This window comes from Leucobacter chromiireducens (assembly GCF_003917135.1).
Lineage (GTDB): Bacteria > Actinomycetota > Actinomycetes > Actinomycetales > Microbacteriaceae > Leucobacter > Leucobacter chromiireducens_A.
Map to the genome: position 1 here is coordinate 67,261 of NZ_RPDI01000001.1, position 25,282 is coordinate 92,542.

Sequence of the window (25,282 nt, forward strand, 5' to 3'; positions counted from 1 at the left end):
GTACCCACGGGCACGCGCCGGGGCCGAGCGCCGCAGCGCGAATGACCCGCGTATGGGGGTCACTGGCGGCGGGGCGGCGCGGGACGGCGCGGGACGGCGCGGGGCCGCGGCGCGAGCTACCCCTCGCTCGGCAGGGACGGGTCGAGGTAGCCGTCCGCCCACGCCACGCGCCCGTAGTCGAGCTTCGAGCGGACCGGGATCCCCACCGAGGCGTACTTCTTCTTGACCCGGTCGAGGTACTGCTTCGCGGTTTCGCGGCCGATGTTCATCGCGGCCGCGAGCTCGTCGACGCTCAGCCCGGACGCGTAGAGCACGAGCGCGCGCTCCTCCTGCACGCTGAGCGCCGGGCGCTCCGGGTCGCCCGCGATCACCGAGGCGAGCTCCGTGGTCATCCACTCGTCGCCGCCGAGCACAGCGGCGACGGCGGCGAGAATGTCGTCCTCGCTGTCGCGCTTGCCCACGATGCCAGACACCCCGGCGCGCACGACCTGGCGCACGAGCGCGGGCGACGCGAGCGCGGACAGCACGAGCACCTTCAGCCCGCCCTTGACCAGCACCTCGATCTGAGCCGGGTTGACGCTCGGCTGCCGGTCGACCATGAGGTCGAGGAGCAGGAGGTGCGGGCGCTCCGCGCGCGGAGCCGCCTCCGCCCACCGCGTGAACTCCGGGGCCGATTCCCCGCTGAAGACGATCTCGTACCCGCCGGCGCGCGCGAGGAGCTCCTCGGTGCGCGTGCGCTGCAGGAGGTGGTCCTCGACGATCGCGATGCGTGCGGTGGTCATTGCGTGTCCCTTCCCGGCGGCCGAACCGCCGCGCTGGTGAGTGAATCGGCGGGGCCGAAATCGATTTCGAGGAGCTCGGTGTCCCCGAGTCGTACGAGGCTCGCGCGCTCGACGAGGTGCGCCGGTGCGCGCAGCGCCTGGCCGGTGAGGGTGAGCTGCAGGCCGTCCTCGGTGGGGAACAGGGTCGCGGTCAGCGGGCGTCCGGCACGCTCGGCGGTGAGGTTCTCGGTGACCGCAGCCCCGATGTCGCGAGCGACCCGTTCGTCGGCCGCGTCGCGATCGCCGAGCCGCAGCCTGAACGGGATCCCGAGCGCGCGGGCGCGGCTGAGTGTCGGCATGATCACCGCGCCGAGGTGCACGAGGGATGGGGGGATCTGCACGAGCTGGCGGAGGTAGCGTTCTTCCTCGTCGCAGGCGGCGCGTGTCGCAGGGTCGGCCACCGCCAGCTCGCCGTCTCGGATCCCGCGCAGGAGCGATTCGGCGGAGTCGAGCCCGGACTCGATCCAACGCCGGAAGCTCTCCTGTGAGCCGAGCTCGAGCTCGCTGCCGAGTCTGGCCGCAAACGTCGCGCGCCGTGCCGCCGCCTCGGTCTCGGAGAGTCGGCGCACGAAGCCCTGGAACAGGATCCAGACGCCGGAGAATCCGAGGCCGACGACCCCGGCGACCAGCACGATCACCGCGGCCGTCGCTGAGCGCGGCAGCACCGATGCGGCGAGCCCCAGCACGAGCCCGCCCCAGGCCACCGCGGTGGCGACCCGCCAGCCGCGCCCGCGTCCGGTCGACAGGAACAGGACAAACGGGGCGGTCGGGGCGAGCGCCTGCCAGTGGTTCGCGCCGACGGTGCCGTACGCGGTCGCGCGTGCACCGAGAGCGAACACGACGAGCGTGCCGACGAGGAGCAGCAGCGGCAGCACGACATGTCCGCGGCGCAGCGCCGGGACGCGACTGAGCCCCACCGCGGCGAGCATCACTCCGATCATGGGGAAGAGTGCTGCCCCCTCGTTGGTGCCCCCGGTGGCGGCGAGGACCACGCTCACGACGGTCGCCCCGACGGCCCAGTAGTCGCCCGCGCGCCGCTGCACGGTCGCGGCCGACGCGGTGAGCTCGGGATCCGCGGCCGCCGAGGCGCCGGTCGGAGCGTCCGCCGTGGCACCCGCCTGGGCCGCCGCTGGCGTCGCGACGCGGGGCACCGTGAGCGCGACCGACGTGCCGGTGCCTCGGCCGCTGCGCACCGCTGCGGTGAAGCCGTGATCGATCGCGCGCTGCCGGATCGATGCGGCGACACCGCGGCCCGGCGTCGCCTCGCCGTCGAACCCCACCCCGTCGTCGCGCACGCTCACGCAGAACTCGGCGTCGCTGGTGGTGACCTCAATGTCGATGTGATCGGCCCCGGAGTGCTTCGTCGCGTTCGTCACCGCTTCACGCACGCAGCCGACGAGCGCGTCGATCACGGCAGGAGAGAGCCCCGCTCCGGCGCTGGCGATCTCGCCGTCGTCGGCCCCGTGGCGCCTGATCGGGAGTCCGGGCTGGGCAAACAGGTCGAGGAGCTGCGCGCTGCGCGCCGTGCGGGAGCCCCTGAGCTCACCGAGCAGCGCGGCGTCGCGGGCGCACTGGGCACGCACTTGCCCGGCCTCCCTCGTCCCTGCCCCCGCTGCGGCGATGGCCGCGAACGTGTTGATCGCGGTGTCGTGCAGCACGCGCGCGTTCTCGGCGAGCCGCGCGCTCTGCCGCCTGAGCGACTCGCTGCGCAGCGCAGCGTCGTCAGCGTCACGCATGCTGGCGTCGGTCGCCGCGGCGTGCCCGAGCAGCGCGGACAGGCCGAGCCGGAGCGCCACGATGATCGAGGTCTGCGTCACCACGGTCGACAGCGGCAGCTGGAACCCCCACTCGGGGAGCAGGATTAGCATCGCGGCCGAGGCGCTCATGGCGGCGCCGAGCACCACCCAGATCGCCGAGCGGCGGAGCACGAGGAGGCCCGCGATGCAGCTCGAGAAGTTGATCTGCCAGCACACGGCGAACGTGAGCGACGAGTCGAGATCGCCGCTCGCGAGGAAGCCGAGGACACCGGTGCCCACCATCGCGGGTGACAGCGCCGACCACAGCCGCGGCCACCGGAGCCCGCAGAGCGCCAGCGCAGCAACGAGCACCTGGACCACGGCGAGCGGGATCCCTGCTGCGCCGAGCGCGTAGAGGGTCACCGCGACCATGATGGCCTGCCATGCGGCGGCGGCGGCGAGGGCCACACGCGAGATCGAGCCGAGCAGCGATCGCGTTGCCCCGCCGGGGGCTGCCGGGGTGAGGCCGGCAGCATCGCTCGCGCCAATCGGCACGAGTAGTGAGCGCAGCGCGGTCATCCCCCTCGATTCGTCCTCGGCCCCCCAGCCGGTGGTTCAGTCTAGCTCTTGCGAGCTCTTGGCGAGGGCCGGATCACGCGCCAAGACCGGCGCTCAGGCGCCGAGCGCGGGAGACCTCGATCGTTGCGACCGCGATGACGACGCTCACGGTGACGCCCGCGATCGTGACCACCGGGAGCGCCGCGCTCGCGAGCACCGCGAGCGCGCAGGCGACGAACACCGCCGAGGCCGGCCGTGAGAGCCGATGCCGCAGCAGGATCCACCACGTCGTGACCATGCACACGAACACCGGGATGGCGAGTGCGAACGATGCCGCGGAGCCGGACAGGTGTGCCGCCTCCCCGCTCAGCAGGTCGAGCTCAACCTCGATGCCGGCGGAGAGCGCGCCGACCGCCGCGAAGATCAGGTAGTGCGCGTAGCCGACTCCGAAGCCGGTGCGGACGTCAGCGAGGCGGGCACCGTGATCGTCCGAGAAGTACATCCACCAGATCCCGGCGGCGAGCAGCAGGCCGGAGATCGCGAGGCCGACGATCCCCCCGACGTGCGCACCCGAGTTGAGCGCGCTGATCACCGCATTCGCCGACGCGAGGAGGCTCTCGCCGAGCAGGATCAGGACGAACAGGCTGTAGCGCTCAGCGATATGGTGCGGGTGCCATGGTGTGCGCCGCGCGCGCTCGGCCCACACGGGCACCAGCAGCTCGAGCAGCATGGCCGGCCAGAACGTCCAGAACTGCACCTCGGGGGTGAACGCGAGCCGGAGCACCCAGACGAGCTGCACGCCGGTGATGCCGGCGGCGTAGCGCAGTGCCACCGCGCGCTGCTGCGGGTCGGACACCGCAGCGCGGAGCCACTGGATCACCATCGCGAGTCGCATGATCACGTAGCCGAACGTCACCGTCGCCCACTCGCCGTGCGCGAGTGCGGCCTGCGCGCCAGCGGCGAGCACCAGCACGCCACCCATCTGCAGGATCGTGGTGACCCGGTAGAGCCAGTCGTCGGTGTCGAACGCCGAGGCGAACCACGTGAAGTTCATCCAGGCCCACCAGATCGCAAAGAACACCATCGCGTACCCGGTGACCGCCGCCGCGGCGTGGTCCTCGACGATCCCGTGGTGCAGGCTCTGCGAGGCCTGCGACACCGCGACGACAAACACGAGGTCGAAGAAGAGCTCGAGGGGGCTCGCGACGCGGTGAGACTCGTGCGGATCGCGGCCAGCCATGCGCCGGATCCCGAAGCGGCGCGCTGCGGTGATGCTCACGCGTGCGGCGGGATCGTGAACGAGGCGACCAGGTCGTCCGCGACGGTGATGAACGCGGTCGAGTCGCCGGTGAACACCCGGCTCGTCCAGGTGAAACGGAGCTCGGTCACGTCGCCATCGGTGCGCGCCTCGCTGACGTCCATCGTCGCCCCGGCTCCGATCGCATCGGTGTCGGCCCAGCTCCGCACGCCGCTCGGGCCGCGCAGGACCCTGCCCCAGTCGTCAACGAAGCCGTCGGCGGTGAACGCCGCAACGAACGCCTCGGTGTCGGCCGCGTTGATCGCATCGACCACGCGCCGAACCGGGGTGGGGAGAGAAATTCCGCTCATCGTGACGCTCCTCGCTGTTGTGCTCTCCTGATCTATTTACCAAATGACGGCCCGGAATACGACCCCGAACAGTGTTTGTCCCCTCCGCGGGGGACACCGGGCCGTCCAGTCTCGGACGGGAGAGTCGTGGCACCCCGCCGCGTCGAGCTGCTCTTCGCGAGCCAGTCAGCTGCACGCGACGGGACTCATCGAGGGCTGGATTGCCGTCGGCCTCCTCGCGGGCTCCTACCTCAACTGGCGGCTCGTCGCGCCACGCCTCCGCGCCTACTCGGAGGTGTCGCGCAACTCGATCACGATCCCGAGCCTCTTCGAGGGCCGCACCCGCGACCGCTCGCGACTGCTCCGCTCCATCTCGAGTATCGTCATCCTCGTCTTCTTCACGCGCTACGCATCCTTCGGCATGGTCGCCGGCGGCAAGTTCTTCGAGAGCGCGTTCGACGGGGAGTACCTCGTCGGCATGCTGCTCGTCACCGCGGTGACGCTCGCCTACACCGTGTTCGGTGGCTTCCTCGGCGCCCCGCTCACCGACGTGGTGCGGGGCCTCATGATGGTCGTCGCGCTGATCGTCGTGCCGATCGTCGCGATCGTCATCGTCTCGGGGCTCGCCTGGGGGCTCGGCTACTTCGGCCAGCCGCACAGCATCGTGCGCTTCATGGCGCTCCGCACCCCGCAGGAGGCGGCGACGGCGCGCCGGGCGATCCGGAGACAGTCGTGCTGCTCATGTCGCAGGTGCTCCTCCACCCGCTCGTCGCCGGGCTACTGCTCGCCGCCGTGCTCGCCGTCGCCGCCGCCGTGATCGTGAGCCTCGCCACCCGCAGTGAGAACGTCGAAATCGAGGGTGAGTTCACGACCACGACGAACCTCGTGCGGCGGCGGCCGGCGAAGGGATAGCTGCGCTGCGGAGTGCTTGCCCCACCCCCCCCGCTTCGAGATCGCGCGGATCTTTCGATAGCGGGCGGATTCTCGCGCAAATGCCTGCGAGCTGGAAAGATGCGCGCGACCTCGGGGCGCTGGGGCGCGGGGCTGGGGCGTGCGCCCCGCGGCGGCCCCGTGCGCCGCGGCCGGCGAAGTGGTAGCTGCTCGCTCGGTTCCTCCCGGGGCACCGCGCGTGCGGTCATGCGCGAATGCGCAGGTTCGGTGCGCGCAGTGCCTGTAGTGCGTGCGGTGACCCTGCGCACAATGCTTGCAGCACCGCGGCGACCGCTGCGTGAGCCGGCTTCAAGGAGGAACCGAGATGACTGATGTAGCGACGCTGCTCGACGCGATCACCGTCAGCGCGCACGCGGGGCGCGCGATCCCAGACGCAGCGAGCGGTGAGGTGATCGGGTACGCGCCAGTACACACGGTCGCTGATCTTGAGTCTGCGATTGCGGCCGCGCGCGACGCCCAGCAGACATGGGCGGCGCTCGGTCACGAGGAGCGCTCGCGGATCCTGCGTCTCGCCGCAGACGAGGTTGAGGCGAACGCCGAGGAACTTGCACACATCATCGCCCGCGAGCAGGGCAAGCCCCTCAACGGGCCGGGGGCTCGGTTCGAAGCTGCGGGGTGCGCGGTCTGGATCCGCAACGCCGCCGACACCGTGATCGAGCCGGAACTCCTGTTCGAGGCAGAGGGTACTCGCTCCGAGCTGCACTACGTTCCGCTTGGCGTTGTCGCAGCGATTGGGCCGTGGAACTGGCCGGCGCTCATTGGCATCTGGCAGATCGCTCCGGCGCTGCGTATGGGAAACGCGGTCGTCGTGAAGCCGAGTAGCTACACTCCGCTCAGTGTGCTCGGCGTCGTCGAACTCATGAACCGTCACCTGCCGGCCGGGCTCCTCACCGTCGTCTCGGGCAACCGCGAGGTCGGCTCGCGCATCGCGAGCCACCCGGACATCGCAAAGGTGATGTTCACCGGATCAACGGAGACGGGGCGAGAGATCGTGCGGAGCTCGGCGGATAATCTCGCCAGGCTCACCCTCGAACTCGGCGGCAACGATCCGGGAATCGTGCTCCCGGGTGCCGACGCGGCGGCGATTGCCGAGGGCCTCTTCTGGGGCATCTTCATCAACACCGGGCAGACCTGCGCGGCGCTGAAGCGGCTGTACGTGCACGACTCCGTGCACGATGAAGTGGTCGCCGCGCTCGCCGCGCTCGCCGAGTCGATCCCAATGGGCCCAGGTACCAGCGAGGAAGCGCTGCTCGGGCCGCTTTCCACACCGCAGCAGTTCGAGATCGTCAGCGACCTCGTCGCCGATGCCCGCGAGCGCGGCGCCCGGATCGTGACGGGCGGCGAGCCGGCTCCGGAGCTTGGCAGCCAGTTCTACCGCGCAACGATCGTGACAGAGATCGAAGACGGGGCAGCCCTCGTCGACGAGGAGCAATTCGGTCCCGTGATCCCGATCATCAGGTACACCGATCTCGACGACGCGATCGCACGCGCGAACGCGACTGAGCAGGGGCTCGGCGCCTCCGTCTGGGGCGAGCCGGGCGAGGCGCGTCGCGTCGCGGACCGACTTGAGAGTGGCACGGTTTGGATCAACCAGCATGGAACGCTGAACCCGATGGTCCCGTTCGGTGGCGTGAAAGCGTCCGGCTACGGACTGGAGTTTGGTGCACACGGACTGAAAGCCGTCGCCGCGCCAAAGGTCATCACCGTCTAGGGCGGAGCGTGACCCACTCCTCCCGCCGCTCGCCCGGCTCCGGGCGGGGACGCGGTGCGCTGTCGCGCCCACGTCCCGCCCGAAAGGGACACCCCAGCATTCCACTCACTCATTCAACGAAGAACACACGAACAGGAATGGAACTCACCATGCACACTCTCACCTCTGAGGAGCGCGGCACGCGGCGCTCTCTCCGGCTGACTGGCCGATCCCTCCTTGCAATTGCCGTCCCAGCTGCGCTCGCGCTTGCCGCGTGCAGCGGTGGCGGCACGTCGAGTGCCGGCGGCGGTGGCGCGGAGCCCGCTGACACGTCCACGGTTGCGTGCGGTGTCGTGCCGACGGTCGATCCGAACGACCCGGAGGGGCTGATCGCCGAAATGCCCGACGACGTCCAGGCCGCGTTCAACGGCTGGCCGGACCTGATCGAAGCGAGCGCCTGGGCAGACTTGGAATCGAAGATTGCTGAGGGTCCGATCACGGTGGGCTACTTGCAGCAGGACTCGGGCAGCCCGGTCGCTGCTGCGCTGAGCGAGCAGATTCGTGCGCGGGCCGAGCAGTCGAAAAGCGTCGACGAGGTCTCCGAACTGATCGTCGAGACGCCGGGGGCGGCAGGCGGTGAGCTCACAGCGGCGGATCAGGTGCGCGCGTTCGAGCAGCTGGTGCGAAAGGGCGCGGACATTATCATCGCTCAGCCGCTCTCCGGAGAGGCGCTGGTCGCGGCCGTGAACACGGCAGGCGAGCAGGGTATTCCGACGGTCACGTTCACCGGCTATGTCGCCTCGCCCTACGCGCTGAATATCACGCCAAACGCCTATGACGGCGTCGCCCAGCTGGTGGCGCGCGGTGCGGAAATGATCGGTGGCACCGGAAATGTCATGATCATGCAGGGCATCGAAGGCATGACGGTCAACACCGCCTCGGTCGCGGCAGCGACCGACGTGCTCGGTAACTGCGCCGATATTGAGATCGTCGGCAGCCCGGCGGGGAACTTCAATGACCCTGGCGCGAAGTCTGCGGTGATGAGCTTCCTCGCGTCGCAGCCCGGCGAGGTCGACATGGTCTACCAGGTGGCCTCGATGGGCTCCGGCGTCTTCGCCGGGTTCGCCGATGCTGGGCGCGACACCATGCCCCTCGTTCTCGACAACCTGCCCACCGCAGCGTCGCTTGCCTGGTGGGATGAGCTTCGCGCGGACGGCTACGAGGGGCTCGCAGTGCCCGGCACCGGGACCCAGTTCGGCGATGCGCTCTGGGACGTTGCGCTGCGCACCATGCAGGGACAGGGCCCAAAGCTCAACCAGATCGCGCTTGAAACTCAGTTCGTCACCGCCGAAAACATCGACGAGTACCTCATCCCTGGCGCAACGACGACCTCAGCAGAGGAGACCGCGTCGGTCGGCTCGCTCCTGCCGCCCGAGTACCTCGACGGGTACTTCACGAACCCGGGCGAGGAGTGATGCATCGCCGGGGCCGGAATGCCCGGCCCCGGCGCCGCCTCACACAGGCGCACTCAACACATGAGAGTAAGGAGAACGAGCGTGACCAAGTCACCGAGTGTTCTGGCGCCCGTCGCCGCACACGCCGCCGATGACACCGCACTGTTGCGCGTGCAATCGCTGAGCAAACGTTTCGGCCCCACCATCGCGGTGCGCGAGGCGAGTTTCGATGTCCGTGCTGGCGAAGTCCACGCGCTCGTCGGCGAGAACGGGTCGGGGAAGTCGACCCTCGTGAAGATGCTGAGCGGTGTGCACGCCCCGCACAGCGGCGAGATCGTTGTCGGCGGTACGCGCTTCGCACGGTTCTCGTCCCCGCGCGCCGCGCAGGACGCCGGGATCGTGACCGTGTTTCAGGAAGTGTTGTCCGTTGGAACGCGCACCGTGCTCGATAACCTCTGGCTCGGCTCCGACGGTGCCGTCCGCACGCGGATCCCGCGCGACGAGCGAGTCGAGCGTGCGCACGCCATTCTCGCTGAACTCCTCGAACACCCACCAGCGCTCGATACCCGCGTCGAAGAGCTCTCGCTGAGCGAACGCCAGGTGTGTAGCATCGCACGTGCGCTGCTCCGGGAGCCGCGTGTGCTGATTCTCGACGAGGCAACCTCGGCCCTTGACTACGACAGCCGCAGCCGGCTCTTCAGCGTCGTCGGACGGCTGCGGCACGACGGCGTCGGCGTGATCCTCATCACTCACCGGATGGATGAGATCGAGGAGATCGGTGATCGCATCACCGTGCTCAGATCCGGTGTGACCGTCGGCACCATCGACGACGCCGAGTGGACCACGGCGCAGTTGGTTGCACTCATGACCGGCGGCGATCATCTCGCCCAGAGCAGCGTCCGGGCGGAGCAGCGCACACTGCCGGCCGACGCGCCGATAGTGCTGGCCACGCACGATCTTCAGCTCAGGCCGGGGCGCGCGCCCATCTCCGTGGAGATCCGTGCGGGTGAGCTCGTTGGCCTTGCCGGTCTCGAGGGTCAGGGCCAGGATGACTTCATCAAAGCGCTCGCCGGGATCGGCACGGTCTCCGGCGAGGTCGTGCGGTACGACGGAGACCGTGAGACGCGGATCACGAGCCACGACACCGCCCATGCGCAGCGCATCGCATACGTACCGCGCGAGCGGCGCGGCGAATCGCTCTTCGAGTGGATGTCCATCCTTGACAACTTTGCTATCGCCACCGTCTCGGCTGATGCGCGCGGCGGTCTGCTCCGCCCACGCGAGACCGCCCGCAGGTTCAGCGAGTACGTCGCACGGCTCAGCATTAAGACCGGTCGCACCACAAACGCGATCACCACCCTGTCGGGCGGGAACCAGCAAAAGGTCATCATCGCGCGCTGGCTCGCGACGACACCAGCCGTGTTGCTGTTGAACGACCCCACCAGGGGGATCGACATCAATGCGAAGCGCGACCTCTATCGTCTCCTCGGCGAACTCACCGCCGAGGGGCTTGCCGTGGTGATGCTCTCGACCGAAGTTGATGAACACATCGAACTCATGGATCGCGTGCTGGTGTTCGACGACTTTACCTGCACGCGCGAGCTTGATCACACCGAAATGACGCGGAGCACGCTCGTCGCGAGCTTCTTCGGAAAGGGGACCCCCGATGCACGCGGTACGTGAACACTCCAAGGCCAGGAACCTGGTCTCTCCGGGCGAACGCGCGCGCCTCTTTTTCCGCGCGCACCCTGCTGCATTCGCCACGATTCTCAGCCTGCTCATGCTGCTCGTCAACGTGCTGCTCCAGCCCCGCTTCGGGCCCGTGCAGCAGCTCGCTGCGTTTGCGCCACTCGCGCTCGCCGCGATGGCGACGGCTGCTGCGGTGATCGGCGGCGGGATCGATCTCTCGATCAGCGCCCAGATGACCTTCTCATCCATTCTGCTCGCCGGCTATCTCACTCCGATGGGGCTCGGCGGGTACATCGCCATCCCGATTCTCATCGGGGCCGGTGCGCTCATCGGTGCGCTCAACGGTCTGATCGCGGTGCTCCTCCGGCTGCCACCGATCGTCGCTTCACTCGCGTCGATGTTCATCCTCACCGGCGTCAATCTGCGCCTCGCACCAACCCCAGTGATCCTGTTCGACGGCTGGGTGCTCGATATGGCGAAGTCGATCTGGATGATCCCGGGGGGCCTCATCGCCGTCGGGGTGCCACTCGTCGCGTGGCTCTTGCTCGTGCGCGGCGCCTTCGGCCGGAACCTCTACGCGGTGGGCGGCAACGACGCGACGGCATTTTCCGCTGGTGTGAACGTGAACCTCATCCGCATCTGCTCGTATGCGCTCGGTGGCGCGATCGCCGCCGTCGGCGGCATCGCGCTCACCGGTCTCGTGAGCTCAGCTGACGCATCGTCGAGCTCCTCCTACGTCATCGGCGCGATTACCGCCATCACGCTCGGCGGGATCAGCATGCTGGGTGGCCGCGGCGGCATGCTCGGAGCCGTCGCGGGTGCCGGCGTGATTTTCCTCGTGCAGAACATGCTGACGCTCTTTAACGTCTCCCAGGTCTGGCTCAACCTCGTGTTCGGCGGCCTCCTCCTCTTCGCCGTGATCACCGGAGCGATCATGGCAGCACCACGAAAGGAGCATCACGCATGAGCGCGCTCACCACTGAAGTCGTCACGCTGCTCGACGAGAAGCCGCGACTCATCGAACTGCTTGGGCGGATTCAACACCGCTTCCCCGTACTGCAGCTTGCGATTACCGCAATCGCGTTCCTCATCGGTGCCGTCACGCTCGAGGGCTTCGCATCCGCCAACAGCATTACCTCACTGCTCATTCTTGCGGCGCTCGTCGGCCTCGCCGGGCTGGGCCAAACGCTCGCGATCCTCATCGGCGGGGTTGACATGTCCGTCGCGAACTTCCTCGTTGTTGGCGCCGTATTCGCCACGCAGATCACATCACTGCACGGGGTCAGCTTCGGTGTCGCGCTTGCGATCCTTGTCCCGTTCACCCTCGTGCTCGGCGGCTTCGTTGGCTGGGTCTGTCACCGATTCGCGGTCGATCCGCTCGTGGTCACCCTCGCGATGGGCACCCTTGCGCTCGGACTCATGCAGATCCAGACGGAGGGGACGATCGCCGGCGGTGCACCGGAGTGGCTCATGGCCCTCACCTCGCTGCGGTCCACGACGTTCGGGCTGCCGTTCCCGCCGATCCTGCTCATTTGGGCGCTGGTGATCGTCGTCATGACGGTGTTTATCCACCGGACGCCCGTGGGACGTCGAATGCTCGCAGCTGGTGCCAACGGTCGCGCCGCCGGGCTCTCACTGATCAAGGTGCGTCGCATGTGGGTCATCGTGTTCGCGCTGAGTGCCCTGTGCGCTGGCCTCGCCGGCGTGGTGCTCGCCGCGTTCTCCGGAACGGTGAACACCTCGATCGGCGGCCCGTACCTCTTCCAGAGTCTCGCCGCCGTCATCATCGGCGGCACGGTGTTCGGCGGCCCGGGTGACTACTCCCGCACCGTCATCGGCGCGCTCATGCTGACGGTGATCACCAATGTGCTCATCGGACACGGTCTCGCGACCAGCGACCAGCAGATCCTGTATGGCGTCGTCATCCTCGTCGCCATGGCCATCTACGGCCGTGGCCGCCGCCTCGGTGACCGAGTGTGACCGCGCGCACGATCACTTACACCCCACTCACTGACCCGAAGGAGAACCGAAATGACCGTTGCAGACCCACGTGAACACTGGCAGGTGCCCCACCTTGCGGCGCTCGACGCCGCCGCCCTGCTCGAACTCTTCCACACCCTCGACGCCCCGGCGATCGGCGAGCTGAGCGGCGAGTACGCGGGGTTCGACGCGCTCGGCCTGAACCAGGAAACCTTTGATGCGGCGTTAGCCCGGGTCACGGCCGGCCTCGAGGCCGGCGTGTATTGGCTGGGCAAGGGCTTCCCCGGCGCAGAAGGCGATGGGGCAGCTGGGTACAACCGGCTGCTTGGGCGCGACGGGTCCGTCGCGCGCCGCGACCGCTTTGGTGTGCACCGCGGCACCTCGCCCATTGACGGAAAGGACGCACTTCTGCTCAAGTACAGCGATTTCGACAACCCGGCAGGCCGCATCGGATTCCTCGATGAGATCCGAAAGGTCAACGACCGACTGTTTCTCTGCACTGGCACGCCAGGCGAGGGAGCTGGCACACCCGGCTTCTTCTTCCTTGCGGGTCCGTCGGCGCCGCACGTCGGTGCCGACGACCCGGCGAGCGAGTTGCTCTCGGGCATCACCGAGGCGGTCGATCGAGGGGAAACGGCCTGATGCGCGCCGCTATTGTCGATGCCGCCGGAGCTGGATTCGTCCTGTCTGAGGTGGCCCTTGCCGAGCCAACAGCGCACGAGATCGTCGTGGAGGTCGCAGCGAGCGGGCTCTGCCACAGCGATCTCTCGATCGCGCAGCACGGCTTGGGATTTCCGATGCCCGTGCTCCTCGGACACGAAGTGGCCGGTGTCGTCGCTGAGGTTGGCGAGCAGGTCACCCATGTCAGCGTTGGCGACCGCATCGTCGTGTGCATGGTCGCCGGGTGCGGGAACTGCGTTGAGTGCCGCGCTGCAGCGCCGTATCGCTGCAGCAACGTCGCCTCCCTCGAGCGCGGCACGGGGGACGCGCCGCGTATTGTGCGAGACGGTTCCGCCGTCGCTCAGTTCATGGGAGTTGGCGGCTTCGCCGAGCGCGTGCTCGTGCATGAGAACCTCGCGATCAAGATCCCCGACGAGCTCTCGTTCGATGTCGCATGCCTCCTGGGTTGCGGCGTTGTGACCGGCGCTGGAGCCGCGATCAACACCGCGGGGATCCGGCCGGGGGACACCGTCGCCGTGATCGGCTGCGGCGGGGTTGGGCTCAACACCATTCAGGGGGCAGTGCTTGCTGGTGCCTCGCGTGTGATTGCCGTCGACCTGCAGCCCGCAAAGCTCGACCTCGCTCGGCGCTTTGGAGCCACTGACACCGTCAATGCTGCCGATGGCGACACGGTTGCGGCGGTGCGAGAGCTCACCGGGGGCGGCGTGACGCACGCGTTTGAAGTGATCGGAATGCAGGCGACCGCTGAACAGGCGGTGCGCATGCTGCGCGTCGGCGGGACCGCGCTATTGATCGGCGTGCAGAAGCCGGGCAACACGCTCGGGGCACTCGACCTGTTCGCGGATATTGTGCTGCCACAGCGCCGCATCGTCGGGGTAGCGATGGGGTCAACGCGGCCGCAGCTCGACATTCCGATGTTCGCCGAGCTGTACCTGCAGGGCCGCTTCAACCTCGACGATCTCGTGTCTGAGCGGATCGCTCTTGACGAGATTGACCGCGCGTACGAGTCGCTTGCCGGAGGCGGGGTGGCACGCGCGGTCATCACGAAATTCTGACCGGTGTGCCGGGCGCCACCCGGCCGGCCCACCATGACACACACGCAACGAAGGGAACACCCGTGAAAGCACTCGTCCTTGATGAGGTCGGCGGCGCATACCGCCTCGCAGACGTGGACATCGACGCACCGATCGGCCGCGAGGTGCGCGTCGACGTGAAGGCCAGTGGCCTCTGCCACAGCGATCTGACTGCGAGCAACTTGGGCGGCTGGCCACTTCCCGCGATCCTCGGCCACGAGATATCTGGCGTGGTCTCCGAGGTCGGTCCAGACGTGACTGACTTCGTGGTCGGTGATCACGTGGTTGCGTCGTTGCAGTCACACTGCGGGTCGTGCCGTGCGTGCGTGCGTGACGACATCAACATGTGTGAGTGCCCCGAGTTCGTTGCGCGGAGCGCGGGGGAGCGACCGCGACTCACGCTCGCGGGGCAACCCGTCACCGCGGTAGCCCAGCTCGGCGGCTTCGCTGAGCAGGTACTGCTGCACGAGAACAACCTGGTGCGCATTGACCGACCCATTCCGCACGAGCTCGCGAGCGTGCTGGGCTGTGGGGTTCTCGCTGGCGCGGGTGCCGTGATGACCGCGGCGCGGGTGCCCGCTGGGGCGACCGTTGCAGTGTTTGGTTGCGGTGGGCTGGGGCTTGCCGCACTGCAGGCGGCGCAAGTGGTGGGCGCCGCGCGGATCATCGCGGTGGACGTCGCCGACGAGAAGCTCTTGATCGCCGAGCGCTTTGGTGCGACTGACACGGTCAACTCCGCAGCGGTGGACCCCGTTGCCACGGTGCGCGAGCTCACCGAGGGCGGTGCGGACTTCGTGTTCGACTTCGTTGGCCGCCCGGAGGTGACCAGGCAGGCCTATGAGAGCGTTGGGCGGGCGGGCGAACTCGGGGTTGTTGGGATTAATAGACCTGGCGCTACCCTCGAGATCGGCATCGGCCCGGAGTTCATCTGGAACCAGGTGCGCATCCGGCCGATTTTCAACGGCTCGACGAACTTTCGTCGAGACATTCCCCGCTTTGTTGAGCTCTACAGCGAGGGCAGGTTCAAGCTCGACGAGCTCGTCTCGCGGACGATCTCGCTTGAGGAGGTGAACGGCGCGTACGCCGAGCTTGCCCAGCACACGGGGCGGACCGTCGTTACTTTCCCCTGACCATGAAGTCTCACGCTGCCGCATGACGCAGCACACTGAGCGGGTGGCTCGCGATACGGGCCACCCGCTCAGTCGTCAAACTGCTGTCTCGCCCCATGGGACATGTCCGTCATGTGGGACGAGCGGGTCCGTATGGTGGTGCATGTTCGATCATGCAATGACGCACGTGAAGGCCAGGAGGTTCCTTGTGACGACGCCGGTGACACTTCCCATTCCAGCGCACGACGGGCTCTTTACCGCGGCGACGACCAGCATCGAAGAGTACGCCAGCCTGGTGCGGAACTCCGTTATGCCGCTCGAGGTTGCGAGTCGCACACTGAGCTTCTCTGGGGGCTTTCGCTCAATCACCCGCGGACGATTGGTGTGCATGGACATCGAGGCCTCCGAACACACCGTCTCGCGCACCCCCGAGCTCATTGCCGCCGGACGTGGCAACGGACACTACAAGCTCAGCTTGATGCTGAGCGGCGAGGGGATCGTCATGCAAGACGGGCGTGAGGCGACCTTGCGTACCGGCGACCTTGCGATCTACGACACCTCGCGGCCCTACTCACTGCTCTCCAGCGAGGGTGCGCGCACCGCGATCCTCATGTTCCCCCGAGACGTGATCCCGCTCGCTCCAGCCTCGATCGGGGAGCTCACCGCAGTGCGGTTCGACCGGACGCAAGGGCTCGCGGCGAGCGTCTCACCATTCATTTCGCATCTTATGGATCACCTCGAACAGTTCGAGCGCCCCTCGGGCTCGCGCCTGCCGCACAACATCGTCGACATGCTCGGCACCATGCTCGCAGCTGAGCTCGACCAGCGGCAGGCGCTCGGCGCGTCCGGCGCGATCCTGAACGAGATTCTGAGCTACCTCGATGAGCACCTCGCCGATCCGGATCTTGGGCTTGGCTCGATCGCGAAGGCACACTTCGTGTCGTCACGGTACCTGCAGGTGCTCTTTCAGCGGAACAGCATGACGGTGAGCTCCTGGATCAGGGAGCGGCGCATGGAGCGGTGCAGGCGTGACCTCGAAGACCCAGCGCTGCGTGATCTGTCGGTCGCGGCGATCGCGGCGCGCTGGGGGATGCTCGAGCCCACACACTTCAGTCGAGCATTCAAGCGGCACTTTGGGATCAGCCCGCGCGAAGCGAGGACTCGGATTGAGCTGCCCCGAGCTGCGTGAGCGTGGCGCACTCCGGCGGCGTCAACATCGGAGCTCAGCGACGAACTCTGCGTGCTGAGTCAAGTCCTGTGTCAGCGAGCACAAGGCATTTCGAGCCGAGCACGATTAGATGAGATCACGCGGCTGCCGGCGGTGGCCGCGCACAGATCGTGACCCTGCGAGGAGGCAGTGTGAACCAGGAACCGGGCGATCGTGGCGTGCACGCCGCGGTGATGCGCCGAGCCGGGGCGCACGGCGCGCCGAGTCCGCGCGCCGACCCAGCCAGCTCGGCTCCCCTGCTCCTGTCGCGCGCGGTGGTGTTGCTGCGCTGCTTCACCCACGAGCAGTACACGCTCTCAGCGCGAGAACTCGTGGAACGGTCGGGTATTCCGCGCTCGACCGTGCACCGCCTCATCGGAGATCTCGTGGCAATCGGGTTGCTGAGCCGCACCGCTGGCGGCAGATACTGCGTCGGTTCGCTCGTCTGGGAACTCGCCCAGTACTCGGAATTGCAGATGAAACTCCGCCAGGCCGCCCAGGTGCACCTCACGAGACTCTACGACACGAGCGGCGAGAACGTGTTCCTCGGAGTGCTCACCACCGACTCACCGGACACTGCCGAAGCAATGTACGTCGGACACGTGCGTGGCGCGCAGTCCGCGCCGACCAGAGCCCAGGAGGGGAGCGTATTCCCGCTGCTGAGCACCGCTATGGGCGCCGCGCTCACCGCAGCGCGCTCGGCACCCTGGCGCGATCGCGCAGTGCAGCGGATGGCCGACCACGAGCACTCCGCAATCGCCGGGGGTGCGGCCGAGATCCGACGCACGCTCTCCGCAAGTCACCGCACCGGATACCTCGTCCAGCTCGGGGAGGGCAGCGTCGCGATCGCCGCACCGATCCCAGCTGGGGAAGGATACCCGCCAGCCGCGGTCGAGATCGTGCTCGCCCCTGAGCGGTGGGACGAGCTGAAGTTCGCACACCGCGTGCGCGAGGCGGCACAAGCAATCGCTCGAGAGTTGCGCCACAGCCCCTGACTTGCGTGCACGCCACGTCGCCCTGCGTCGCCGGAGCCCGAACAACACGCACTGCATCACCCCATCCCGAACGAAAGGACACACACCGTGGCTGACACATCCGCTGCACCGCAGCAACTGCTCACCGTTGCCGACTTCGCAGGCAAGATCTTCATTGATGGGGCTTGGGTCCCCGGCGCCGGTGGCACATTGCCGTCCACTGCGCCAGCCACCGGCGAAGTGCTCGCCGAGATCGGCATCGCCAGCCCGGACGACGTGCACCGCGCCGCGGTCAGCGCGTCGCACGCTCAGCGAGAATGGGCGGCACTGCCTCACCCGCAGCGCGCCGCGGTGTTGCGTCGCGCCGGCGCCCTGTGGGAGCAGCACGCCGAGGAAATCAGCGGCTGGAATATCCGGGAGGTCGGCGCGATCCCCCCGCTCGCCGGTTTCGCCCTGCACGTCTCAGCTGCCGAATGCTACGAGGCCGCGTCGCTCCCGTCGGCGCCGCTCGGCGCCATGCTGTCGAGCGAGGAGCCGCGTCTCTCGCTCGCCGAGCAAGTTCCGGTCGGGGTCGTCGGCGTGATTTCCCCGTTCAACGTCCCGTTGATCCTCGGCATCCGTGCCGTTGCCCCTGCGCTGGCGCTTGGCAATGCGGTGCTGCTGAAGCCGGACCCACGCACCACCATCACCGGCGGTGTCGCGATGGTCCGGATCTTCGAGGAAGCGGGGCTCCCGAAGGGATTGCTGCAACTCGTGCCGGGTGGCGCGGAGGTTGGCGAGGCGCTGGTCACTGAGCCGCTCGTGCGGGTCATCGCCTTCACGGGTTCGACCCGGGCCGGCCGCAGCGTCGGCGAGCTGGCAGGGAAGCACCTGAAGCGTGCGCACCTCGAGCTTGGTGGCAACTCAGCTTTCATCGTCCGCGAGGATGCCGACGTCGACCAGGCGGTCAACCTCGCAACCTGGGGTGCGTTCCTACATCAGGGACAGATCTGCATGACCGTCGGTCGGCACATCGTGCACGAATCACGCTTCGAGGAGTACGTTGCGAAGCTCGCGGCGAAGGCTGACTCGATGGTCGTTGGGGATCCGGCGGCAGGACAGGCGCACCTCGGACCGCTGATTGATGAGACTCAGCGCGACCGTGTCCACGGACTCGTCGAGGCGGCCATCGCAGCCGGTGCGACCCTCGCCGCTGGTGGCTCCTACGACGGCCTCTTCTACCGTCCAACCGTGCTTGCGAATCCGCCGCGTGATACTGCGGCATACTGCGACGAGGTCTTCGGTCCGGTTGCGTCCGTCGTGTCCTACGCCACCGACGACGAGGCGGTCGAGCTCGCGAGCGACACCGAGTTTGGCCTGTCGCTCGGGATCGTGAGCGCGGACGCCTTGGGCGCGCTCGCGCTTGCTCGGAGGATCCCGACCGGGATTGTGCACATCAATGACCAGACGGTCAACGATGAGGCGAACGCGCCGTTCGGCGGGGTCGGAGCTTCGGGCACCGGCTCGCGACACGGTGGAGTCGCGGCGAACATCGACGCGTTCACCGAGACTCGCTGGATCACGATGCGCCGCGAGCCGGGCCAGTACCCGCTCTAGTGCCGCAGGCGCTCATGGACGCAGTGTCGCGGCCATGAGCGCCTGAGTGTTGGACGTCGTCAACGCCGCCCTCCCGCGCGCACCGCTCCTGCGGAGTTCTCATCGCGGGGGCGGCGCCGCGGGTTCGTCGTCGCCTTGAGAAACAGGCGAACGAGCGATTGCTTCTTCTCGAAATAGGCGTGCGCCTCGATCTCTCCTGCCGCGTACTGCGCCTCAAGTTCACGGAGCGTGTCCTCCGCTGCCGCAGCGTCGAATCGCGAGTGCTGCTCCCCGAACTCCTCGCTCGCGCGTATCCGCATGCCATCCTCCCGTGCTGGAAACAGTGTACGTTGCCTGCGCTGGTGGCGTGCGCTGCGCGTGGTGCCTCGCCCACCCCGCCCCCGCCCCCGCTTCGAGATCGCGCGGATCTTTCGATAGCGGGCGGATTCTCGCGCAAATGCCTGCGAGCTGGAAAGATGCGCGCGATCTCAGGGCTGGGGTGCCGGGCTGGGGCGTCCCGCGGCGGTCCCGTGCGCGCCCGCCGCCTTACGTGGTACCCGCGTCGGTTCCTCCTCCGCCAGCGCTGAATCGCTCCGCAGCGTGCACGCAACGGGTGATTTTTGCGCACGCAACCTCGCCCGAATCAGCACCGGATCAGACCTTCTCCCTCCATCCGGCGGCCGGAGTATTTCACACTGGTTTCAGGGCCCGCGTCGACCTCCTGTGCAGTGCAACTCCAGGGGGCGATCGAGCGCTCGTCACGCTTTTGTATCGCACACCGTGGAGGGAAACTGTCTATGAGGCACTGGGGGAGCACCGGGATCGCGTCGCGTCGAGATGCGACGCATTCCGGCCAAAAGAAGCGAGTGCTCGGCCGAAGCGCCGCAGTGTTCGCCGCGGTGCTCGCACTCCTCGCCGGCCCGCTCCTGAGCGCGACAGGCGCGCAGGCGGTCACGCACACGTTCCTGCTGAACTCGCTCGATGCGACCACGACCGCAAAGGACATCAACGTCGGAGACGGCGTCTGCGCCACCGCGGCGGGGACCTGCACCATGCAGGCGGCGCTGCAGGAGACGAACGCGCTGAACCTTCCGGCGGGCGCCGCGCTGATCACGGTTGCGCCGGGTCTCACCGGCAACATCAACCCGGTGGTCGCGAGCCGCATGGACACCACCGCGGTCTCCAACTTCGACGTCGGCGCGCACTACCTGGTGACCGCGCCGGTGACCATCGACCTGAAGAACCAGGTCACGATGGAGACGCTGCTGGACTCGGCCCCGACGATGTTCCACGTGAACGGGCCAGACGTCAACTTCCTGAACATGGACAACGTGCTCTCGGGCGAGACCTCGTTCGTGATGGGTCCGAAGGCCGACGGCGTCGTCATCGACGGCGGGACGACGCTGACGCAGCGCAGCTACGCCCCTGAGCGCTTCGTGATCTACCGCGAGGGCGCGAAGAACATCACCGTCAAGAACTACCGACTCCAGGGCTTCTACCCTGGTACGGCGCTCTTCTACTTCAACCAGCAGTCGAGCACGCCCGTGGAGAACATCCTCATCGACAACGTGCGGGTCACCTACACCGTCGGCGGCGCCTGCAGCGCGCTTGACGGATCCGGCTGCCGCAACGACGTCATCGGCTTCTATCAGCGAGGCGCGAACGCGGTGCTGGACGGCTTCACGTTCACGAACTCCTTCGTGTCGAACATCACCACGAACGCGGTGTTCCCGTTCACCACGGCCGCCGCGGCTGGTAGCAGCGTGAAGGCGTCGAACATCACGATCTCGAACAACCAGTTCATCAACATGCAGGGGTCGGGCGGATCCGGTGTGCACAACGCGCTCATCGCCCTCCCGTACGGCCCGATGGGCGGGACCAACGTGATCGAGAACAACGAGGTCACGCGCGCCACGAGCGGGCACGCGTACGCCGTGTCCTGGGTCGGCACCACCGCCTCGGGCAGCGCCGGTGACCTCCGCATCTCGAACAACTACTTCAACGGCTACTCGAGCACCTCGATCTACCTGAACAACACGGGTGACGTGCTCGTCGAGAAGAACACGTTCGGCGCGCGCAGTGCGAGCCAGGCGCGGCCCGCGGTCGCCGAGGAGACCCGCGACGGCGCGTCCACGCTGATCGACAACGCCCTGAACGCCAACAATCGCGTGAACACGTGGTACCCCTCGGCGGACGCCGCGGTGCTCACCACGGACGTGCCGGCTGGCGCGCAGGAGGTGGAGTCCCCGCTCGCGGAAGACATCCCGGTGTGCGTCGCGACGCTCGACGTGCAGGCCCCCGCAACCGGTCCCTTCCCCTCGGCGGCCGTTGATCTCGACCTGTATTGGACCCAGGATCGCACCGCGGAGATCTACCTCGGCCGCGTGACGCAGGTCTCGGGCTCGGCGGCGAAGCTCGTGCTCGAGCTCCCGGTCGGCGCGCAGAAGTTCCCGTCCACCGTCGTCGGGGAGTTCGACGAGGCCACGATTGTCGACGCCGCAACCGGCAAGGCCGGCGGCTACCTCCGGCTCCAGACCATCGGGAACGCAGGCACGCAGTCCTCGCAGCTCTCCCGGACGGTCGGCTTCAGCGGCAGCTGCCGCCCGGAACTCACGATTAACCAGGCGGACACCCAGAACGATTCGACGCTGGCGCGCGATCTGCACTACACGGTGGAGTCGTCCCTGCCACTCGATCCGGCATCCGTGACGGCAGCGATCGTCGACGTCACCGCGACCGCGGTCACCGAGACCATCGACGCTGGGCGGCTGAACCCACGATCCGTCACCGTGAGCCCCGTGCCGGGCAGCGAGAACAAGAAGTTCGATGTGATCGCACGCGTCAACGATTCGGCGCGGGTCACCGCGGCGATCGCCGCGGAAAAGGTCATGAGCACCGGCGGGCTGAAGAACGCTGCCGCTGCGAAGAGCACCGACCCGAACATCACGTTCATCAACCCGATCTCGACGAAGCCGAGTTCGTTCACGCTCGTCACCGGCGAGCCGGACGGCAAGCAATACGGTTTCACGGTCGCCTCCGGCGCGCCGACCCCGAGCGCTGACCTGGTGTTCACCGGTGTGCTCGATCAGGCAGGGGTGGACAACAGTGTGAAGCTATCCACCACGAGCCCGGTGATCCCCGCTGGGAAGACCAGTTCTGACAAGGTGCGCGTCACCGCGGCAGCTGGCGACGTGGTCGCGAACACTCCGGTGAGCGTCGCACACACCGTCGCCTCTGACGACTCGAACTACGACGGACTGGTGGTGCGCGCCACCACGGTGAAGCTCTTCTCGACGGACCCATCGATCCGGATCACGAAGCGGGCGTTCGTCGATGTCGCGGACAAGGCATCGCCCGAGCGGATCATGGCGACGGGCACCGAGGCGCTGAGCGGCACTCGGCTCACCGACGGCCAGGCGGTCTGCTTCGTCTACCAGGTGTCAAACATCTCGGCCGACGACTGGGCCACGAAGCTCACGGATGTGACCGTGACCGACACCGATGCGCGCCTCGGCACCAACGGCGTGATCGGGACGGTGGCCGAGCTCGGTGTTGGCCAGAGCACACTCCTCTCGGCGTGCGGCTCACTGATCCCCGTTGATACGACGGTCACCGCACCGTAATGCGACTCCAACAGACAGTTCAGACAGCAGGAAGGCGGGTGAGCGGGATGAAGTACAGAACACAACTCATTGCGGGAGCCTCGCTCGCTGCGGTCGGAGTGATCGCGGCAGCCGGCATGGCTGTGGCGCTCTGGAAGGCTGAGGCCTCGTTCTCGGGCGGCGCCGTCACCGCCGGTGACCTGAACGTTGTGACCGGTGCGGGCACCTGGGAGCAGATCACGCCAGGGGTGACCGCCCCGGCACACGGCACGCTCAGCGGTGGCACCGCCGGCTTTCACTCGATGCCGGGCGACGTGATCGAGATTTCGGTCCCGATCACGACCACGATGCGTGGCGACAACCTGAACGCGGCGCTCGCCGTCGATACCGGCGCTGGGGCGACCAGCGACATCGAGGCGGGGAACATCTCCGCGAGTTACCGCATTGAGGACGGTGCTGGCGCGCAGGTTGCGCCGGTCACCGGTGAGGCGCAGCTCGGCACCCCCGTGCGCGTCCCCGGGCTGGAGAGCTCGAACGCGGGAGTCACCGCGGACTGGACCGTCGTCGTCACCGTTTCGGTGCTCGGCGACTATCGGTGGACCGCCGAGCAGCCACTGCTTGACCTCGCATCCTGGTCTGTTGACGGGATCGACGTTGAGCTGCAGCAGGTGCGCGAGGGCGCCGGCTTCGTGACGGCCGGGGGTGGGGCAGAGTGAAGACTCGAACCAGGAACCTGCTGATCGGCGGCTGTGTCGTCGCGCTGATGGGCGGCGCACTCGTGGCGAACGCGCTCTGGAGCGCGCAGACCGACGCGCCGGTGCCGGACGTCGCTGTTGGCGCGGTGCGCTTCTCCGCGGAGGCGTCGCTCGACGCGAAGACCCGAGAGTTCTCAACCGGCGGGGCGCCAGTGAGCGTCACGCTGCCTGGCGCAACGATCATCAAAGTGCTGGATCAGACCTCGGTCGACGCGGAGCCCGTGATCTGGCGTTTCACGGCACGAGGGACCGCCCTCGGCATTGCCGGCCTGAACTACAGCGTCTCGGCTTCCGCGCAGCGCAGCGACGACGACGCGCACGACCTCACCGCAGGAATCGCGAAGCCGGGAACCGTGTTGGAGCAGAGCACCATGAAGGTGTACCCGGCGGCCGCCGGCGGAGACTGCTCAACGGTGCCGGCCACTCCCGCGCTCGGCGAGGGAGAGACCCCCAAGAACGTGTACCTGTTCGACGCCGATGACGCAGAACTCCAGGCCCCCGGCGCCGCCCTCGGTGGCGCAGAGTCGGCCCAGGAGTGGTGCGTGGCGCTCGACTGGAACGATGTCGCTGACGGCACATACGTCAACGACGTGCACGTGACCAGCCTCGCGGAGGACGGCAGCTCGAACGGTGCGACCGCACGGTGGCACGCAGCGGTCGGATACCCGCCAGCGCTTGAACTTCTCGGCGTCTACCGCAACCGCGCGCTCGCCGAGGCGACCGCGGAGGACACGACCCGGGCGCGGGCCACGGCCGACTGGTCAGCCGATGTGTACCCGGATCCATCCGGCGAACCCGACGTGGTGATCGAACTCGATCCCATTGTCACCACCCTCAACCCGAACGTCGATCCCAGGGATTAGTTCCCCGACGGCTGCGGGTTCCCCGAAGAGCAGTACCGATTTCCCACCACTTGGTCGCGTCGACGAGCGCCGTCACGACCCTCCCTTCCCCCAAGCGCTCATCTAGGAGAGAACACATGTCTGAAATGAATCGCGACCAGATCATCGTCATCAGCGAGCCGAAGAAGCGCCGTCGTGGCCTGCTCTGGGTGGCCGCTGGCGCCGCAGCGCTCCTCGCTGGCGGCTCGACCTTCGCGCTGTGGTCCGCCTCGGACACGTTCTCCGGTGGCACCATCACCGCCGGCGACCTGAACATCGAGCAGCTCGAGGACACCTCGTTCTGGGATGTCTCGAACGACCGGAAGGACGCGACCGCGACCGTCGGCGCGACCGACGGCTCGCAGCTCGGCCACCAGATCGACGATGTCAACGCCTGGCGTATCGCCCCGGGCGACAAGCTCGCGGCGTCGTTCGAGGCCACCGCGACGCTCGACGGTGACAACCTCGTTGCCCGCGTCGGCATCGATGGCCTGGACAAGCTGACGAACACCATCACCGGCATGAACTACAGCTACGAGGTCTACTACGGCGACAAGCTGCTCGTCAGCGAGACCGCGCTGCCCACCTCGGCTGACGCGCCGCTCCTGTACCTCTCGGCCCCCGCGACCGGCCAGGCATCGGGGTCGGAGGATGCGAAGAACGGGATCCTCGGCTCGACCGCGACGGCCGTCACCGGCACCGCCGCGCAGAGCGCCGTCTTCGGCATGCCGGCCACCACGGCCGAGCTGAACGTCGTCATCTACGCGTCCTTCTACGAGGACCAGAATGCCGACTTCCGTTACCAGGACACCGACGTGACGGTCACCGACCGTACTGATGTGTCGCTCGCCGACACGCTGGGTGACCTCACCGTCTCGCTGTCGCAGGTCCGCGACACGGGCGCGCAGTTCAACTAAGGAGCCCTCGGGCTGGCCGCCGTCAGGCGGCCAGCCCGCTGC

General features: G+C 67.9%; 20 protein-coding genes and 1 pseudogene. 16 read left to right on the forward strand and 5 right to left on the reverse strand.

From position 1 onward, the window contains the following. Positions 1-116: 116 nt before the first annotated feature. From EGM46_RS00285 to EGM46_RS00300, 4 genes are all read right to left on the reverse strand, one after another. A complete protein-coding gene (locus EGM46_RS00285) occupies positions 117-782 on the reverse strand; it encodes a response regulator transcription factor (protein ID WP_125098177.1) in 666 nt (221 codons plus the stop codon). Beyond that, entirely contained in the window at positions 779-3,136 is a 2,358-nt protein-coding gene (locus EGM46_RS00290) for a sensor histidine kinase (RefSeq protein ID WP_125098178.1), read from the reverse strand. The genes EGM46_RS00285 and EGM46_RS00290 overlap by 4 nt, the downstream gene beginning before the upstream one ends. Positions 3,137-3,209: 73 nt before the next feature. After that, on the reverse strand, positions 3,210-4,394 hold the full coding sequence (locus tag EGM46_RS00295; RefSeq protein ID WP_241156088.1) for a low temperature requirement protein A: 1,185 nt from the start codon (positions 4,392-4,394) through the stop codon (positions 3,210-3,212). Continuing rightward, positions 4,391-4,723, reverse strand: a complete 333-nt coding sequence (locus tag EGM46_RS00300) for a nuclear transport factor 2 family protein (RefSeq protein WP_125098179.1) — start codon at positions 4,721-4,723, stop codon at positions 4,391-4,393. Before EGM46_RS00300 ends, EGM46_RS00295 begins: the two co-directional genes overlap by 4 nt. A 169-nt stretch (positions 4,724-4,892) precedes the next feature. Here EGM46_RS00300 and EGM46_RS00305 point away from each other — a divergent pair. From EGM46_RS00305 to EGM46_RS00360, 12 genes and pseudogenes are all read left to right on the forward strand, one after another. Then, positions 4,893-5,527, forward strand: a pseudogene (locus EGM46_RS00305) (sodium:solute symporter family transporter); the annotation flags it as partial. Between the two features lie 430 nt (positions 5,528-5,957). Further along, positions 5,958-7,364 (forward strand): aldehyde dehydrogenase family protein, encoded by a 1,407-nt coding sequence (locus EGM46_RS00310; protein ID WP_125098180.1) that lies wholly within the window; start codon positions 5,958-5,960, stop codon positions 7,362-7,364. Between the two features lie 149 nt (positions 7,365-7,513). Next, the gene (locus EGM46_RS00315; protein WP_164512759.1) at positions 7,514-8,818 is read left to right on the forward strand and encodes a substrate-binding domain-containing protein; all 1,305 of its coding nucleotides are present in this window, start codon (positions 7,514-7,516) and stop codon (positions 8,816-8,818) included. Between the two features lie 81 nt (positions 8,819-8,899). Then, positions 8,900-10,480, forward strand: a complete 1,581-nt coding sequence (locus EGM46_RS00320; protein ID WP_164512760.1) for a sugar ABC transporter ATP-binding protein — start codon at positions 8,900-8,902, stop codon at positions 10,478-10,480. After that, positions 10,464-11,453, forward strand: coding sequence for an ABC transporter permease (locus tag EGM46_RS00325; RefSeq protein WP_125098183.1), 990 nt, complete (start codon positions 10,464-10,466; stop codon positions 11,451-11,453). Before EGM46_RS00320 ends, EGM46_RS00325 begins: the two co-directional genes overlap by 17 nt. Beyond that, on the forward strand, positions 11,450-12,466 hold the full coding sequence (locus EGM46_RS00330) for an ABC transporter permease (protein WP_125098184.1): 1,017 nt from the start codon (positions 11,450-11,452) through the stop codon (positions 12,464-12,466). Before EGM46_RS00325 ends, EGM46_RS00330 begins: the two co-directional genes overlap by 4 nt. A 51-nt stretch (positions 12,467-12,517) precedes the next feature. Further along, entirely contained in the window at positions 12,518-13,108 is a 591-nt protein-coding gene (locus tag EGM46_RS00335; protein ID WP_125098185.1) for a hypothetical protein, read from the forward strand. Continuing rightward, positions 13,108-14,202: a Zn-dependent alcohol dehydrogenase gene (locus tag EGM46_RS00340; protein WP_125098186.1), complete on the forward strand. Its 1,095-nt coding sequence runs from the start codon at positions 13,108-13,110 to the stop codon at positions 14,200-14,202. Before EGM46_RS00335 ends, EGM46_RS00340 begins: the two co-directional genes overlap by 1 nt. Positions 14,203-14,264: 62 nt before the next feature. Continuing rightward, entirely contained in the window at positions 14,265-15,350 is a 1,086-nt protein-coding gene (locus EGM46_RS00345) for a zinc-binding dehydrogenase (protein ID WP_125098187.1), read from the forward strand. Positions 15,351-15,492: 142 nt separating this feature from the next. After that, positions 15,493-16,518 carry a helix-turn-helix domain-containing protein gene (locus EGM46_RS00350; protein WP_206427454.1) on the forward strand — a complete coding sequence of 342 codons (1,026 nt, stop codon included), beginning with the start codon at positions 15,493-15,495 and terminating at the stop codon, positions 16,516-16,518. 170 nt (positions 16,519-16,688) lie between these two features. After that, positions 16,689-17,531 carry an IclR family transcriptional regulator gene (locus tag EGM46_RS00355; protein WP_125098189.1) on the forward strand — a complete coding sequence of 281 codons (843 nt, stop codon included), beginning with the start codon at positions 16,689-16,691 and terminating at the stop codon, positions 17,529-17,531. A gap of 87 nt (positions 17,532-17,618) precedes the next feature. Continuing rightward, complete coding sequence (locus EGM46_RS00360) at positions 17,619-19,106, forward strand: aldehyde dehydrogenase family protein (RefSeq protein WP_241156089.1); 1,488 nt, start codon at positions 17,619-17,621, stop codon at positions 19,104-19,106. A gap of 59 nt (positions 19,107-19,165) precedes the next feature. Here EGM46_RS00360 and EGM46_RS00365 read toward each other — a convergent pair whose 3' ends face one another. Then, positions 19,166-19,405 (reverse strand): hypothetical protein, encoded by a 240-nt coding sequence (locus EGM46_RS00365; protein ID WP_125098190.1) that lies wholly within the window; start codon positions 19,403-19,405, stop codon positions 19,166-19,168. A gap of 546 nt (positions 19,406-19,951) precedes the next feature. On the opposite strand from EGM46_RS00365, the gene EGM46_RS00370 reads away from it, so the two are divergent. From EGM46_RS00370 to EGM46_RS00385, 4 genes are all read left to right on the forward strand, one after another. Further along, on the forward strand, positions 19,952-22,708 hold the full coding sequence (locus EGM46_RS00370) for a right-handed parallel beta-helix repeat-containing protein (RefSeq protein WP_125098191.1): 2,757 nt from the start codon (positions 19,952-19,954) through the stop codon (positions 22,706-22,708). 47 nt (positions 22,709-22,755) lie between these two features. Beyond that, entirely contained in the window at positions 22,756-23,403 is a 648-nt protein-coding gene (locus EGM46_RS00375) for a hypothetical protein (protein ID WP_125098192.1), read from the forward strand. After that, the gene (locus EGM46_RS00380) at positions 23,400-24,305 is read left to right on the forward strand and encodes a hypothetical protein (protein ID WP_125098193.1); all 906 of its coding nucleotides are present in this window, start codon (positions 23,400-23,402) and stop codon (positions 24,303-24,305) included. The genes EGM46_RS00375 and EGM46_RS00380 overlap by 4 nt, the downstream gene beginning before the upstream one ends. A 116-nt stretch (positions 24,306-24,421) precedes the next feature. Continuing rightward, positions 24,422-25,240, forward strand: coding sequence for a SipW-dependent-type signal peptide-containing protein (locus tag EGM46_RS00385; RefSeq protein ID WP_125098194.1), 819 nt, complete (start codon positions 24,422-24,424; stop codon positions 25,238-25,240). The last annotated feature ends 42 nt before the right edge of the window (positions 25,241-25,282 follow it).

Excerpts from the sequence above, each read along its gene's own strand:
- EGM46_RS00375 (WP_125098192.1), top strand. The coding sequence starts at position 22,756 with ATGAAGTACAGAACACAACTCATTGCGGGAGCCTCGCTCGCTGCGGTC.
- EGM46_RS00285 (WP_125098177.1), bottom strand. The coding sequence starts at position 782 with ATGACCACCGCACGCATCGCGATCGTCGAGGACCACCTCCTGCAGCGC.
- EGM46_RS00350 (WP_206427454.1), top strand. The coding sequence starts at position 15,493 with ATGTTCGATCATGCAATGACGCACGTGAAGGCCAGGAGGTTCCTTGTG.
- EGM46_RS00340 (WP_125098186.1), top strand. The coding sequence starts at position 13,108 with ATGCGCGCCGCTATTGTCGATGCCGCCGGAGCTGGATTCGTCCTGTCT.
- EGM46_RS00315 (WP_164512759.1), top strand. The coding sequence starts at position 7,514 with ATGCACACTCTCACCTCTGAGGAGCGCGGCACGCGGCGCTCTCTCCGG.
- EGM46_RS00290 (WP_125098178.1), bottom strand. The coding sequence starts at position 3,136 with ATGACCGCGCTGCGCTCACTACTCGTGCCGATTGGCGCGAGCGATGCT.
- EGM46_RS00385 (WP_125098194.1), top strand. The coding sequence starts at position 24,422 with ATGTCTGAAATGAATCGCGACCAGATCATCGTCATCAGCGAGCCGAAG.
- EGM46_RS00335 (WP_125098185.1), top strand. The coding sequence starts at position 12,518 with ATGACCGTTGCAGACCCACGTGAACACTGGCAGGTGCCCCACCTTGCG.
- EGM46_RS00325 (WP_125098183.1), top strand. The coding sequence starts at position 10,464 with ATGCACGCGGTACGTGAACACTCCAAGGCCAGGAACCTGGTCTCTCCG.
- EGM46_RS00310 (WP_125098180.1), top strand. The coding sequence starts at position 5,958 with ATGACTGATGTAGCGACGCTGCTCGACGCGATCACCGTCAGCGCGCAC.
- EGM46_RS00300 (WP_125098179.1), bottom strand. The coding sequence starts at position 4,723 with ATGAGCGGAATTTCTCTCCCCACCCCGGTTCGGCGCGTGGTCGATGCG.
- EGM46_RS00330 (WP_125098184.1), top strand. The coding sequence starts at position 11,450 with ATGAGCGCGCTCACCACTGAAGTCGTCACGCTGCTCGACGAGAAGCCG.
- EGM46_RS00365 (WP_125098190.1), bottom strand. The coding sequence starts at position 19,405 with ATGCGGATACGCGCGAGCGAGGAGTTCGGGGAGCAGCACTCGCGATTC.